Raw genomic sequence first — 14,253 nt, 5'->3', positions numbered from 1 at the left:
GGGCGCACGGTCAGTCCCGCAGCTGCCGACGCAGCGTCACCTCGGTGCCCTCATCGGTACGCCGTACCGACAGGTCGCCCAGCGCCTTGATCAGGGCCAGGCCACGCCCCCGGAAACCGGAGTCGGTCGACTCGCGCCACTGCCCGCTGTCGCGCACCGTGGCCGTCACCGTCCGACCCTCGATGGCCACCTCCACGCTGATCACCGCCTCGGCGGGGTGGATCGGATGCTCGATGGCGTTCGCGGCGGCCTCGGAGACCGCGACGGTCAGGTCGAACACGTCCGTCTCACCGACGGCGTGCGCGACAAGGAAGTCCTCCAGGCGTTTGCGCAGCACGCTCAGCCGGGTCGGGTCCGCCCTCAGCCGCAACGCGAAACGGTTCAGCTCCGCCGCCTCCAGGGCGAGGATCGCCACGTCGTCGCGGCGCAGCCGCCCATCGACCCGTTCGACCACCGCGTCGATCAGGTCCACCACGTGCTCGCTGGGGGTCGCCGCGTCGACGCGAAGCTGGGCCAGCGCGGCGTCGATGCCGAGCTGACGGTCCTCGATCAGCCCGTCGGTGTAGAGCAACAGTCGGCTGCCGGGCGTCAGCTCCCCCTCGACCGCCTCGTACGTCATGTCGGGGATGGCGCCGACGGGTGGACCGAGCGCACGGTCGTGCAGGAACGCGACATCACTTCCGGTGATCAGCAGTGGGGACGGGTGACCGGCGCTCGCGTACCGCAGACGGCCGGTGCGCGGGTTGAACAGCAGGCAGACCACCGTCGCGAAGGAGCGGCGCTCGGTGGACTCGACCAGCCGGTTGAGCCGGGTCAGCGACTCGCCCGGGTCGTAGCCCTCCAGCACGTACGCCCGCAGCGCGTTGCGCAGTTGGCCCATTGCCGCGGCGGCCTGGACGCCCTTACCGACCACGTCGCCGATGACCAGCACCAGTTCGTCGTCATCGAGGGTGATCGCGTCGTACCAGTCACCGCCGACCTCGACGTCGGCGCTACCGGGCAGGTACAGGCTGGCCAGCACCGCTCCGGGCAACTGAGGCAGTGACCGTGGCAGCAGGCTGTGTTGCAACGTGGTGGCGATGCGGTGTTCGGCTTCGTAGAGCTGGGCGTTCTCCAGGCGCACCCCGACCAGCCGGGCCAGCTGGGTCAACGCGGCCTCGTCGGCCTGCGCGTCGTCGCCGGCCTGCCGCCAGACCTGCAGCTCTCCGAGCGGCTCACCGGCGGTGCCGGTCAGCTCGGCCACGAAGGACGGGTCGGTGGCGGTGGCACCACCGGTGTCCGCCTCGGACCGGGCCCCGGCCGCGGTGACCACCACCCGGGCAGCCTCGGCGAGGCTGAGCGCATGCCGGGCGGCGACCTGGAGCACGTCGCCGGTGGACCGTGCGGTGTTCACGGCCACCGCCGCGTCGGCCAGCGCCCGGAGCCGACGGATGATCTGCCCACGGAGCTGGCCCAGCTCGACGTTGGCCCGGACCCGGGCAATCAACTCCTGGCCGGAGAACGGCTTCGTGAGGTAGTCGTCGGCACCGACGGAGAGGCCGGCGACGGCCTCCGCGGAGCCGGCCCGGGCGGAGAGCAGCACGATCGGCACATGTCGGGTACGCGGGTCGGCGCGCAGCGCGGTCACCAGCCCGAACCCGTCCAGTCGGGGCATCATCACGTCGGCGAGCACCAAGTCGAACCCGCCTTCGCGGGCCAGCGGCAGGGCGATCAGCCCGTCGCTCGCGGTGACCACCTCCCAGGTTGGGGAGAGCAGCCGGGAGACGTGCTCGCGCAGGTCCGCATTGTCGTCGACGACCAGGATCCGGCCGGCCGGGGCGCCCTTCGTCGGCCGGCTGTCGAACGCGGCTGCCGGCTCGACGCCGGTCCACAGTGCGGTCTCCGCCACGTAGAGCCGGGCCTGCTCGGGCTCGCCGGCGAGCAGGGTGCCGAACGCCGCCACCCGGTCCGCGGGCAGGTGTGCCGACCCGAACGGGACGGTCACCGTGAAGGTGCTGCCCGCATCGACCTGGCTGGTCAGCCCAACCTCACCGCCGTGCATCTCGGCCAGCTCCCGGACCAGCGCCAGGCCGATCCCGGTGCCCTCGTGGGTGCGTGCGCGCACACCGGGCACCCGGTGGAACCGCTCGAAGACGTGCGGCAGCTCGTCCGGAACGATGCCAACGCCGGTGTCCGTGACCTCCAGCCGGGCCGCGCCGGCGACGGCCCGGACCCGCACCCGGATCTCGCCGTCGAAGGTGAACTTGACGGCGTTCGACACCAGGTTGAGGACGATCTTCTCCCACATGTCCCGGTCGACGAAGATCGGCGCCGGCAGGGGCGGACAGTCCACCACCAGTCGCAACCCGGCCCGGTCGGTGGCCGAACGGAAGGTGCTGGCCAGTCGGGCGGTGTAGCCGGCGAGGTCGGTGGGCTGGTAGCGGGCGGCGAGCCGACCGGACTCCAGCCGGGAGAAGTCCAGAACGGTGTTGACCAGCTTGAGCAGGCGCAGCGCGTTGCGGTGCATCATGGTGAGCCGGTCGATCTCGGCGGCGGGTAGCGCCGGGTCGGCCAGCATGTCCTCCAGCGGGCCGAGCACCAGGGTCAGCGGGGTACGGAACTCGTGGCTGACGTTGGCGAAGAAGTTGGTCTTCGCCCGATCCAACGCGGCCAACTCGGCGGCGCGGGCCCGTTCCTGCTCGTACGCCCGCTGTGTGCCGACCGCGCGGGAGATCTGGGCCGCGACCAGGTCGAGGAAGTCGCGGTATTCGTCGCTGAGCGGCAGCCGGCGGGCCACGCCGACGACCAGCGCGCCGACCGTCTGGTTGGTCGCCGTGAGGGGCAGCACGAGTGCCTGGTCGGCGGCGTCGACCGGCGGCGGGTCGAGCAGATCGGCCACCTCGACCGTGGCGGGCGCACCGTCGGCGATCACCTGGGCCAGCAGCTGCGACGTGACACCGACGGTGCCCGGGGCGGTGCCGGTGTGCCCGGCCAGAGTGAGTTGGCCGCTGTCGTCGGCCAGGTAGATCAACGCGAAGGGCACGTCGGCCCCGTGCCGGCCGAGCACCCCGGCGGCGGTCCGACCAAGCTCGGTGGCACTGCCCATGTCGGTCAGCTCGGCACCCAACTCGGCCAGTGCCCGCAGGCGGCGCTCGCCGAGCACCCGTCCGGTGGTCTCGTTGACGATGCAGTAGACGCCACTGACCGAGCCGTCGTCACCCCGGATCGGGTCGTACGAGACGTTGAAGTAGGTCTGCTCGACAAAGCCGTGCCGGTCGAGCAGGAAGGGGTGGTCCTCGCCGCGATAGGAACGCCCGGTGCTCCGGACGCCGTCGAGCAGCGGGCCGAGCACCGTCCAGGTCTCCGCCCAGGTCGGGCGGGCCGGTTGGCCGAGCGCGTCCGGGTGCTTGCTGCCGATGGTCGGCCGGTAGGCGTCGTTGTAGAAGGCGAACTGCTCGTCGCCCCAGAACATGACGATCGGCGCGCTGGAGGCGAGCATCATGCCGACCGCGTTGGAAAGCGCCAGAGGCCAGTCCCCAGGCTCGCCCAGCGGACCGGCGGACCAGTCGAAGCGGCTCAGCCGCTCGCCCATCTCGCCACCGGCCGCGAACGCGGCCACCAGCATCGGAGGGATTTCCCGGCCGGACGCGGGAACTTGCCCGACGTCCGCGCCCCCCTGGGCCGAGCTCATGCAGCCTCCCGCTCCGGCCATACCCCCGCGACCGTCGATCTTCACCAGCCGTGCTCCGACTTGTACCCCAGCGGACCAGCAACGTAACGCATCACGACAGTTGGACGCTGCTTACGTACGCGTGAGCCGTCAGGCACCGGACAGTGCGGGTGCAGGTACGTCGAGTGACGGTTGCCGAAGCACCCCGACGAGTCAGAAGACCGGCAGCCCGTCGATGCTCGCCGCGTTCTTGGTGGCCCGGTAGACCACCAGGTCGTCGCTGGTACGGCGGGAGTGTGAGGTGAGCAACAGGTCGCGTTCGGCGCGGAAGTCCATCAATGGCACCGCGTAGCCGCAGGAGTCGCTGACCCGCTCCACCTCGACGGTGATCACAGCCCGGACGGCGTGCACATCCGGCGGTGCGGCAAACTCGGCGAGCCGGTCGGCGAACGCCTGCTCGGTCACCGCGACGCTGCTGCCCCGGCCGTGCAACCGGACGATCTTGGGCGGCCCGTCGAAGGCACAGAACATCAGCGTGATCCGACCGTTGTCCCGCAGGTGGGCGATGGTCTCGGCCCCGCTGCCGTGATAGTCGAGGTAGGCCACCCGGTGCGGGCCGAGGATCACGAACGTGCCCCGCATGCCCTTCGGTGAGACGTTGACGTGCCCCTCGGCGCCGGACGGCGCGGTGGCCACGAAAAACATCGGCTGGGCCGCAATGAAGTCACGCAGTCGATCGTCGATCTCCGGATACACCTTGCCCATGCGTCGATCCTCCCACCGGCGACGCCAGGGGTCGGGGGCGACCTGCGTCACACCCGCCGTCGACCCGCCAGCCGGCGGCCCGGACCAGCGCGGTGATCGGACGGGGATCCGGCTCATTCTCCGGATGCCACTGCACGCCGAGCACGAACGGCAGGGTCGGGTCCTCGACCGCCTCCACCACGCCGTCCTCCGCCCAACCGGTGACCGAGAGCCGGCCCGGATCGGCGACCGCCTGATGGTGGTACGAGTTGACCTGGTCCACCCCGGCCAACACCGTCGCGGCCAGGCTTCCCGGCGCGAAGCGCACCGCGTGGGACCCGTAGACCCCCGGGGCCGGACGGTGCGCGTCATGACCGACCACGTCGGGCAGGTGCTGATGCAGGGAACCGCCGTAGGCGACGGCCAGCAACTGCATCCCCCGGCACACCCCCAGCACCGGCAACTCGGCGGCGAGCGCCGCGGCCAACAGAACCAGCTCGCCGGCGTCCCGATCCGGCCGGTCCTCGGTACGCGGATCGGCCGGCTGCCCGTACCGCCCCGGGCCGACGTCCGCTCCACCGGCCAGCAACAGCCCGTCGAGGGCGGCCACCACGTCGCCGTCCTCGTCGTCCGGAGGCAACACCACCGCCCGGCCACCCGCGGCCGTCACCGCCCGTGCGTACGCCTCCGGCACCAGCACCGCCGGTACGCCCCGCCAGACCGCCCAGTCGGCGGGTTCGACGTACGCGCTGATCCCGATCAGCGGCCGGGTCACAGCGGTGTGACGTACGCGCCCGTGATGCCGCCGTCGACCACGAACTGCGCGGCGGTCATGAACGAGGCGTCGTCGCTGGCCAGGAACGCCACCGCCGCCGCGATCTCCTCCGGTTGCCCGAAGCGGCCCATCGGCACGTGCACCAGCCGGCGGGCGGCCCGCTCCGGGTCGGCGGCGAACAGCTCCAGCAGCAACGGGGTGGCCACCGGGCCGGGACACAGCGCGTTGACCCGGATGCCCTCGCGGGCGAACTGCACACCCAGCTCCCGGGTCATCGCCAGCACGCCGCCCTTGCTCGCCGTGTACGCGATCTGCGACGTCGCCGCGCCCATCAACGCCACGAACGAGGCGGTGTTGATGATCGACCCCTTGCCCTGTCGACGCATGTGCGGGATGGCGTACTTGCAGCAGAGGTAGACGCTCGTGGTGTTGACGCGCAGCACCCGCTCCCACGCGTCGAGGCCCGTGTCCAGGATGGAGTCGTCGTCCGGCGGTGAGATGCCGGCGTTGTTGAACGCGATGTCCACCCGGCCGTGCCGGTCCGCCACCCCGTCGAACAGGTCGCGTACCGCCGACTCGTCGGCCACGTCGGCGGCCACGAACTCGCCTCCGCACTCCTCGGCCGCCTTTTCGCCGGCCGCCGCGTCGATGTCCACGCAGACCACCCGGGCCCCCTCGGCGGCGAACCGCCGAACGGTGGCCAACCCGATGCCGCTGCCCGCTCCGGTGACCACGGCCACCCGGTCCTGCAACCGTCCCTGCACTGGTGTCACTCCTCTGTCGCGATGAACACGTTCTTGACGTCGGTGAAGGAGTGCAGCGCGTCCGGGCCCAGCTCACGGCCGAGCCCGGAACGCTTCATCCCGCCGAACGGGGTCCAGTAGCGCACCGAGGAGTGCGAGTTGACGCTGAGGTTGCCCGCCTCGACGGCGCGGGCCAGGCGCAGGGCGCGACCCACGTCCCGGGTCCAGATCGAGCCGGAGAGGCCGTACTCCGTGTCGTTGGCGAGCCGGACCGCGTCGGCCTCGTCGTCGAACGGCAGCACCGACACCACCGGGCCGAAGATCTCCTCCCGCCAGTGCCGGTCGGTCGGCGAGTCGGCCAGCAGCACCGTGGGCGCGTGCCAGAACCCGGGGCCGTCGGGGCAGGAACCGGTGAAGGCGACCTTCGCCCCGGCCAGGTAGCCGGCGACCCGGTCCCGCTGAGCCGCGGAGATCAGGGGACCCATCTCGGCGGTGTCCCGGGACGGGTCCTCCACCCGCACGGCGCGTACCGCTGGTTCGAGTAGTGCCAGGAAGCGGTCGTACACCGGACGCTGGACCAGGATCCGCGACCGTGCGCAGCAGTCCTGGCCGGCGTTGTCGAAGACCGCGCCCGGCGCGGTCGCCGCGGCGCGTTCCAGATCGGCGTCGGCGAACACGATGTTCGCGCTCTTGCCGCCCAACTCCAGGGTGAGTCGCTTCACCTGGGCGGCGCAGCCGGCCATGATCCGGGTGCCGACCTCGGTGGAGCCGGTGAAGCAGATCTTGCGGACCGCCGGGTGGCTGACGAACCGCTCCCCCACCACGCCGCCCGCACCCGGTACGACGATGAACACGTCGTCGGGCAGGCCCGCCTCGCGGGCCAGCTCGGCCAGCCGCAGCGCGGTGAGCGGGGTCAGCTCGGCGGGTTTGAGCACCACGGTGTTGCCGGCGGCGAGGGCCGGGACGAACCCCCAGGCGGCGATCGGCATCGGGAAGTTCCAGGGCACGATCACGCCGACCACGCCGAGCGGCTCGTGGAAGGTGACGTCCAACCCGCCGGGCACGGGGATCTGCCGCCCGGTCAGCCGCTCGGGCGCCCCGGCGTAGTAGTCCAGGACATCTCGGACGTTGCCCGCCTCCCACCGGGCGTTGCCGATGGTGTGACCGGAGTTGCGGACCTCCAGCGCGGCAAGTTCCTCCAGGTGCGCGTCCACGACAGCGGCGAACCGCCGCAGCAACCGAGCCCGATCCCCCGGAGCGACGGCCCGCCACGATTGAAACGCAGCCGCAGCCCGCGAAATCGCCGCATCCACCTCCGCAACCGAGGCCCCCAACACCTCCCGAAACCCGACCCCAGAAGCCGGATCCACCAAAAGGGTCACGCCCCCACCCCCAGACGCCCGTCGATCATGGAGTTGTGGTGCCGTACAAAAGCCGCCTGATACGGCACTTCGCCCACCACGAGTCCATGATCGACGCGGCGGGGCATGTCAGAGGCGTTCGAAACCACGGGTCAGCTCCCAGTCCGTTACCGCCGCGTCGAAGGCCTTCAGCTCCACCCTTGCCTGGTTGGCGTAGTGGGCCACCACCTCGGGGCCGAACGCATCCTTGGCGACAGTCGAGGACTCCCAGAGGGTGAGGGCGTCGCGCAGGGTGCCGGGGACGCGCTCGGCCTCCGGGTCGTCGTACGCGTTGCCGCTGCACTCCTCACCCAGCTCCAACTCCCGGTCGATGCCGTGCAGCGCCCCGGCGACGAGCCCGGCGATCGCCAGGTAGGGGTTGACGTCGGCGCCGGGCACCCGGTTCTCCACCCGCATGCCCTGCCCGTGCCCGACCACCCGCAGCGCGCAGGTGCGGTTGTCGACTCCCCACCGCAGCGCCGTCGGGGCGAACGATCCCGGCTGGTAGCGCTTGTAGGAGTTGATGTTCGGGGCGAAGAGCAGGCTGAACTCCCGCATGGTGGCCAGCAGCCCGGCGAGCACCCGCTGCCCGGTCTGCGACAGGTGCGCCGGCCCGTCGCCGAGCATCGCCGAGCCACCGCTGCTGTCGCGCAGCGAGAAGTGGATGTGACAGGAGTTGCCCTCCCGCTCGTTCGGCTTCGCCATGAAGGTGATCGCCACGCCTTCCTGGGCGGCGATCTCCTTGGCGCCGTTCTTGTAGATCACGTGGTGGTCGGCGCAGGCGACCGCCTCGTCGTAGCGGAAGGCGATCTCGTGCTGGCCGAGGTTGCATTCGCCCTTGGCGCTCTCCGGTGTGAGCCCGGCGCCGGCCATCTCGGTGCGGATGCGGCGCAGTAGCGGCTCCACCCGGGCGGTGCCGAGCAGCGAGTAGTCCACGTTGTACTGGTTGGCCGGGGTGAGGTCGCGGTAGCCGCGCCGCCACGCCTCCTCGTACGAGTCGCGGAACAGCACGAACTCCAGCTCGGTGCCGGCGTACGCGGTCAGCCCGTGCTCGGCCAGTCGGTCCAGCTGGCGGCGCAGGATCTGCCGGGGCGAGGCGACCACGTCACCCGAGCCGTCGAGCCAGGTCAGGTCGGCCAGCAGCAACGCGGAGCCCGGCTGCCAGGGCATCCGACGCAACGTGTCGAAATCCGGCACCATCGCGAAGTCGCCGTAGCCGCGCTCCCAACTCGACATCGCATACCCGTCGACGGTGTTCATGTCGACGTCCACGGCGAGCAGGTAGTTGCAGCCCTCGCTGCCGTTGGCCACCACCTGGTCGAGGAAGTAGGGCGCGTGGAATCGTTTGCCCTGCAACCGGCCCTGCATGTCGACGAGGGCCAGCACCACCGTGTCGATCTCGCCCTCGGCGACGGCGACCCGCAGTTGTTCCAGCGTGAGCGGCGCTTTCCTCATGTGCGGGCCTCCATCACCAAGGTCTACTGGCAAACCGGATCACCGTCAATGCCCCCGGTGGCGAGGGCGGCAAACCCGACGACCACCCGGCGGGATGGCAGCGGCGCCCGTCCCGCCGGGTGCGGGTCAGACCGGGCCGTCGACCGGCGCCGGGTCGGCCGCCGGCGCACGCTCCTCGACGGTACGGACCGGACCGGTGAACCACTTGCGGGCTGAGGCGTACCACCAGACGGCGACCACCAGCAGCACCCCGCCGACGGCGAGCGGCGCGTAGTTCACCGCCGACCAGGTGAACCCGTCGTTGCCGGGCACCCCGGCGGGCACGATCGGCATCACGAAGTAGACCGCGATCACCGCGATCTCGATCACCGCGATCCAGCCGAACAGCTTGTACTTGCGGCCGAGCGTCCACGGGCCGGGCACGAACCTGTCGCCCATCCGCAGCCGCAGGGCGATCGGGATGAGGAAGGACAGGTAGAGCCCGAGCACCGCGACCGAGACCACCGCGTAGAAGGCGATCGGGATGCCGGCCGAGCTCTCGTAGAGCGCCGGGAGGGTCAGCACCAGCCCCGCCAGGGTGGCACCGATGATCGCGTTCGCCGGGGTGCCGTTGCGGTCGACCTTCGACCAGAGTCGCCATCCCGGGACCGCCCGGTCGCGGCTGAACGCGTACGCCATGCGGCTCATCGACGTCACGCAACTCATTCCGCAGAAGAACTGGCCGATGGTGGAGATGATGATGACGATCTTGAAGAAGACCGGGGTGAGCGCGGACTCGAAGATGGCACCGGAGAAGCCACCAGCGGCGTTGACCGCCTCGACGTCGGTAGCCGCGAAGAGGAACGCCAGCAGCAGGATCCAGCCGCCGACCGCCGAATAGAAGATCGACTGCCAGAGCCCACGGGCCGCGGCCTGCGAGGCGCCCCGGGTCTCCTCGGAGACGTGCGCGCAGGCGTCGAAGCCGGTGATCGTGTACTGGGTCAGCAGGAAACCCAGGGGCAGCACGTAGAACCAGAACGTCAGCCCGCCGATGTCCCCGTCACCGAAGCCGGAGTTGTTGAACCGCTCGGTGAACACGAACTGGAAGCTCTGGTGGTTGTCGGGCACGAAGACCAGGATGGCCACCACGACGGCCGCGCCGGCCACGTGCCACCAGACCGAGACATTCTGGAGTACGTCGATGATCCGGTGCCCGAAGATGTTGATCAGGCCGTGCAGCACCAGGATGATCACGAAGAGGACGAACGCCTGACGCAACGTCCCGGCCCAGCCGTCGAAGAGCGCCGACAGGGTGAGATTGAGGAACGTCGCGCAGCCGTAGTCGACCGATGCGGTGACCGCCACCAGACCGATCAGGTTCAACCAGCCGGTGAACCAGCCGTGCACCGGACGACCCATGGTGGCCGCCCACCAGTAGATCCCGCCCGCGGTCGGGTACGCCGACACCAGCTCCGCCATGCAGAAGCCGATGATGAGGATGAACAGCGAGATCAGCGGCCAGCCCCAGGAGATGGCGACCGGCCCGCCGTTGTTCCACGCCTGACCGAAGGTGGTGAAGCAGCCGGCCAGGATCGAGATGATCGAGAACGAGATGGCGAAGTTGGAGAAGCCACTCCACTTGCGGCGCAGCTCCTGTTTGTAGCCGAGTTCGGCGAGCCGTCGGGCGTCGTCGTCCATCGGTTGCTCGGCGGTTGGCACGGGGGTCGTTGCCACTGCACACCTCCCTGAGGTGGTTCCGCGTGCGAGTGCGCAAAGTGTCGTCCCGGCCGATCAAGGCGGTCAATACGTAGTCCGTGGGAATCTCACCGACGTCGCGGCTAATTGTGTTGCCACTACGGCCACCCCGACCGCATCCTTGACCTCGTGACCAGGCCCGATCGCGACGGGCCACCCCCGGGCGCTCGGACCGCCCGGACCGCGGCGGCGCGGGGCACAACCTCTCTCTCAGTACGGCGATCCGCCGTACCCGACAAGTGCCCCGCGCCCCCACCCCGCCACGACGAGCCTCACCTCAGGAGGGCAGGTCGACCACCAGGCCCGATCGGGCCACACCGACCGGACCGCCGTACGCCCGCCGTGCCGCGGCGACCGCCGCGTCGGAGTCCGTGCCAGGCCACAGGTGCGTCAGCAGGACCGCTCTGGTCCGTGCCGCAGTGGCGTAGCGACCCACCTCGGCGGCGCTCGACAGGAATCCGACATGCCGGTCCGGGATCTCGTCGACGTACGTCGCCTCGGCGATCAGCAGGTCGGCGTCGCGGGCCAACTCGACCAGTTCTGGGCTCGGCCCGGTGTCCCCGGTGTAGGCCAGCACCGTGCCACCAGCGGCGAAGCGGACCCCCGCGTTCGGCACCCAGTGCGGCAACGACCAGGTCCGCACGGTGAACGGGCCGACGTCGAAGCCGTCGCCGGGGGTGAACTCGTGCAGTCGATACGCCGTGTCGATGAGCCCTGGCTCGTCGATCGCCAACAGCGGGCCGAGGCTGCCGGTGGGCGCGTACACCGGCAGGGCCGGCGCGGACCGGTCGGGCAACACCCTTGCCCGCAGCAGTGGCTGCAGATCGGCGCAGTGGTCGGGATGGCCGTGGCTGACGTAGACCGCGTCGACCGCCGAGGCGGCCACCCGGGTCAGCAGCGGTTGCAGAGTCGCGTAGCCAGGATCGATCAACAGCCGAAAGCCCTGGTGCTCGACCAGAAAGCCAGCACACGCCTGCTCGGCGGAGGGCCAGGCGCCAAGACCGCCAAGCACCACGACGCGCACGGGAGCGACCTTAGCCGTTTCGGCTCCGCCGTACCGCCCCGAACTCGTCCGACCGAGGGCAGCGGGTCACGTCAGTACCAGGCCAGCCAGCCAGAGCGCGGCGATAACCACGCAGCCGGCGAACTCGACCAGCATCGACAGACCAGCGGCCTTGACCGCCTGCTTGGTGGACGGCCAGGCCAGTCTGGAGTCGCCGAGCCGCAGACGCTCCGCCGCCCACACCCCCGCGACGAAGCCGAGCACCAGACCGACCACCGGCACCACGAAGAACCCGACGATGCCGAGCACCCCACCGGCGAGCAGCGTGGACGTCGGCACGCCGGTGCGTTTCAGGTTCCGCCCCGGCCACGCGTACTTGATCACGGTGCCGCTCGCGGCGACCAATGTGGCAGCGGCGAACACTGCCCAGCCACCCATGCCGGCACCGCCGAAGATCGCCCAGATCAGCACCCCACCCCAGCACAGCGGCAGCGCCGGCAAGCCGGGCACCACCACGCCGGCCAACCCGGCCAGGATGGCCAGTCCGGCGAGCACGGTGACCACCGCCGAGGCGTCCGTCACGCTCACTGCGTCACCTCTCTGCCGCGCAGCCGCGCGGTGATCGTCTCGGCCGGGGCGGGGGCGCCGAAGTATCGCCCCTGACCCGTGTCGCAGCGCAGCGCCCGCAGCCGTTCCGCCTGCACCCCGGTCTCGACCGCCTCGGCGGTGACCCACAACTCCAGGGCGTGCGCCAACCGCACCAACGCGTCGACGATTCGTTCGTCGCGGTGGTCGGCCTCGACGTCGGACCCGTCGGCGCGGATGCCCTCGACGAACGGGCCGGCGAGCTTCAGGCAGTGGATCGGCAGCCGCCGCAGGTACGCCAGGTTCGAATACCCGGTGCCGAAATCGTCCACGGCCAACCGGACGCCGAGCGCGGCGAGTCGGTGCAGGCTGCGCAGGGGCTCACCGGCGCTGCCCATCACGGCGCTCTCGGTCAGCTCCAGCTGAAGCAGCTCCGCCGGCAGCCCGGTCGTGAGCAGTGCGTCGGCCACGGTGTCCACGATTGCCGGGTCGTCGGCCTGCCGCGCGGCCAGGTTGACGCTGACCACCAGCTTGGCCTCGGGGAACTCCCGCCGCCACTGCTCGGCGTCGTGGCAGGCCCGTCGTAGCACCCACTCGCCGAGCTGGACGATCAGACCGGTCTCCTCGGCCAGGCCGATGAACCGGTCCGGCCCGATCAGGCCCAGCTCCGGGTGCTCCCACCGGACCAACGCCTCCACCGCGAGCATGCTGCCCTCCAGCAGCGACACGATCGGCTGGTAGTGCAGCACGAACTCACCCCGGTCCAGCGCGGCCGGCAGCCCGGCGACCAGCGCCGACCGGGCGATGTCCCGGGCGCTGCGCTCCGGGTCGTACACCGCCCACCGGCCCCGGCCCGCCCCCTTGGCCCAGTAGAGCGTGGTGTCCGCGGCCTTCATCAGCTCGGACGCGGTGGTCTCCGCGGCCGGGCACTGCACGATGCCCACACTGGCCGAGACGGCCAACTGGTGGTTGCCGACGTGCACCGGGGCGGCGACGGCGGCCAGCGCGGCCTCCGCGACGGCCACCGCGTCGTCGATGTCGTCTCCTTCGTCGACGAGGATCACGAACTCGTCGCCGCCCATCCGGGCGACCAGGTGGCCTCGGTCGGCCACGCACGCGGCCAGCCTCCGGGCGATCATCACCAGCAGTCGGTCACCGAGGTCGTGGCCGAGGCTGTCGTTGATCGCCTTGAAGCCGTCCAGGTCGAGGAAGCACACCCCGACCCGCTGCCCGGCGCCCGCCGTGTCGAGGACCCGGCCCAGCGTCTCGAAGAACAACGTCCGGTTGGGCAGACCGGTCAGCGGGTCGTGCAGCGCCTGGAATCGCAGCCGCTGCTGGAGTTCGTACCGCTGGGTGATGTCCTCGATCATCGCGACGGTGAATCGAGGCCGGCCGTCCTGTCGGATCAGCGAGACGGCCAGATCCGTCCAGACCACACTGCCGTCCTTGCGGTGGTAACGCTTCTCCACCCGGGCCGCGTCCTGCTTGCCCTCGGTCAACTCCCGGTAGAGCTCCCACATCCCGGCGGCGTCGTCGGCGTGGAACAGCGCCGCCACGTTGGTCCCGCGCAACTCCTCGATCGAGTAGCCGAGCATGTCGGCGAACGCCTGGTTGACATCGATGATCCGACCATCCACGCCGGCGATGCCGATCCCGATCGCGGCGCCGGTGAAGACCGCCCGGAACCGGGCCTCGCTGTTGCGCAGCGCCTGTTCGACCTCGTCGCGCGCCTGCCAGGCCGAGCGGGCGATTCGCTCCTGCTGGCTGAAGGTGCGGTCGCGCAGCGCGCGGGCGAACCCGGCGGCCAGCCCGCCCTGCACCGACGCGATCCGGTCGGCGAGGTCCGGCGGTCGGTCACCGACGCCCAGCACCTGGCGCGGGAAGGCCGCACCGAGGGCGTGCAGCGTCCAGTCCAGGGTCTGCGGCTCGGTGAGGTGCGCCTCCACCAGCGCCCGCCCGACCTCCTCGGCAGGGCCGGCGGTGAATGGCTCCGCCCGCACCGCCTGCGCCAGCCGGATCGTGTGCACCAGCAGCAGCCGCTCGGTCTCGGCCGCGCTGAACGGCACGAACCCGAGGCGGCGTACCGCGCGCGCCCAGTCGGCGGCGTACCCCTGGGCGTCGGCCCGGCCGGCGTCGACCCCGGCGGGGTCCGGGACGGCGGCCAC

General features: G+C 71.1%; 10 protein-coding genes. All 10 read right to left on the bottom strand.

The features are described 5' to 3' along the window. Positions 1–10 precede the first annotated feature (10 nt). Positions 11–3,670, bottom strand: coding sequence for a SpoIIE family protein phosphatase (locus tag PCA76_RS07230; RefSeq protein WP_272616215.1), 3,660 nt, complete (start codon positions 3,668–3,670; stop codon positions 11–13). Between the two features lie 192 nt (positions 3,671–3,862). After that, positions 3,863–4,414, bottom strand: a complete 552-nt coding sequence (locus tag PCA76_RS07225; RefSeq protein WP_272616212.1) for a pyridoxamine 5'-phosphate oxidase family protein — start codon at positions 4,412–4,414, stop codon at positions 3,863–3,865. Next, positions 4,374–5,168 carry a gamma-glutamyl-gamma-aminobutyrate hydrolase family protein gene (locus PCA76_RS07220; RefSeq protein ID WP_272616210.1) on the bottom strand — a complete coding sequence of 265 codons (795 nt, stop codon included), beginning with the start codon at positions 5,166–5,168 and terminating at the stop codon, positions 4,374–4,376. The genes PCA76_RS07225 and PCA76_RS07220 overlap by 41 nt, the downstream gene beginning before the upstream one ends. Beyond that, entirely contained in the window at positions 5,165–5,932 is a 768-nt protein-coding gene (locus tag PCA76_RS07215; RefSeq protein ID WP_272616208.1) for a 3-oxoacyl-ACP reductase, read from the bottom strand. Before PCA76_RS07215 ends, PCA76_RS07220 begins: the two co-directional genes overlap by 4 nt. A gap of 5 nt (positions 5,933–5,937) precedes the next feature. Further along, entirely contained in the window at positions 5,938–7,284 is a 1,347-nt protein-coding gene (locus tag PCA76_RS07210; RefSeq protein ID WP_442930247.1) for an aldehyde dehydrogenase family protein, read from the bottom strand. Positions 7,285–7,401: 117 nt separating this feature from the next. Next, positions 7,402–8,766 (bottom strand): glutamine synthetase family protein, encoded by a 1,365-nt coding sequence (locus tag PCA76_RS07205; protein ID WP_272616206.1) that lies wholly within the window; start codon positions 8,764–8,766, stop codon positions 7,402–7,404. Between the two features lie 126 nt (positions 8,767–8,892). Next, positions 8,893–10,479, bottom strand: coding sequence for an amino acid permease (locus tag PCA76_RS07200; RefSeq protein ID WP_272616204.1), 1,587 nt, complete (start codon positions 10,477–10,479; stop codon positions 8,893–8,895). Positions 10,480–10,777: 298 nt separating this feature from the next. Then, complete coding sequence (locus PCA76_RS07195; protein WP_272616202.1) at positions 10,778–11,524, bottom strand: MBL fold metallo-hydrolase; 747 nt, start codon at positions 11,522–11,524, stop codon at positions 10,778–10,780. A 66-nt stretch (positions 11,525–11,590) separates the two neighbouring features. Next, entirely contained in the window at positions 11,591–12,091 is a 501-nt protein-coding gene (locus PCA76_RS07190) for a DUF456 domain-containing protein (RefSeq protein WP_272616200.1), read from the bottom strand. After that, complete coding sequence (locus PCA76_RS07185; RefSeq protein WP_272616198.1) at positions 12,088–14,253, bottom strand: putative bifunctional diguanylate cyclase/phosphodiesterase; 2,166 nt, start codon at positions 14,251–14,253, stop codon at positions 12,088–12,090. The genes PCA76_RS07190 and PCA76_RS07185 overlap by 4 nt, the downstream gene beginning before the upstream one ends.

It is taken from the genome of Micromonospora sp. LH3U1 (assembly GCF_028475105.1).
Classification (GTDB): Bacteria; Actinomycetota; Actinomycetes; order Mycobacteriales; family Micromonosporaceae; genus Micromonospora.
Note: the sequence above shows the minus strand (reverse complement) of the source record. Positions and strands in the feature narration are given on the sequence as shown.

What these genes read in the sequence shown, in the direction of transcription:
- PCA76_RS07225 (WP_272616212.1), bottom strand. Translation starts at nt 4,414, where the DNA reads ATGGGCAAGGTGTATCCGGAGATCGACGATCGACTGCGTGACTTCATT.
- PCA76_RS07205 (WP_272616206.1), bottom strand. Translation starts at nt 8,766, where the DNA reads ATGAGGAAAGCGCCGCTCACGCTGGAACAACTGCGGGTCGCCGTCGCC.
- PCA76_RS07230 (WP_272616215.1), bottom strand. Translation starts at nt 3,670, where the DNA reads ATGAGCTCGGCCCAGGGGGGCGCGGACGTCGGGCAAGTTCCCGCGTCC.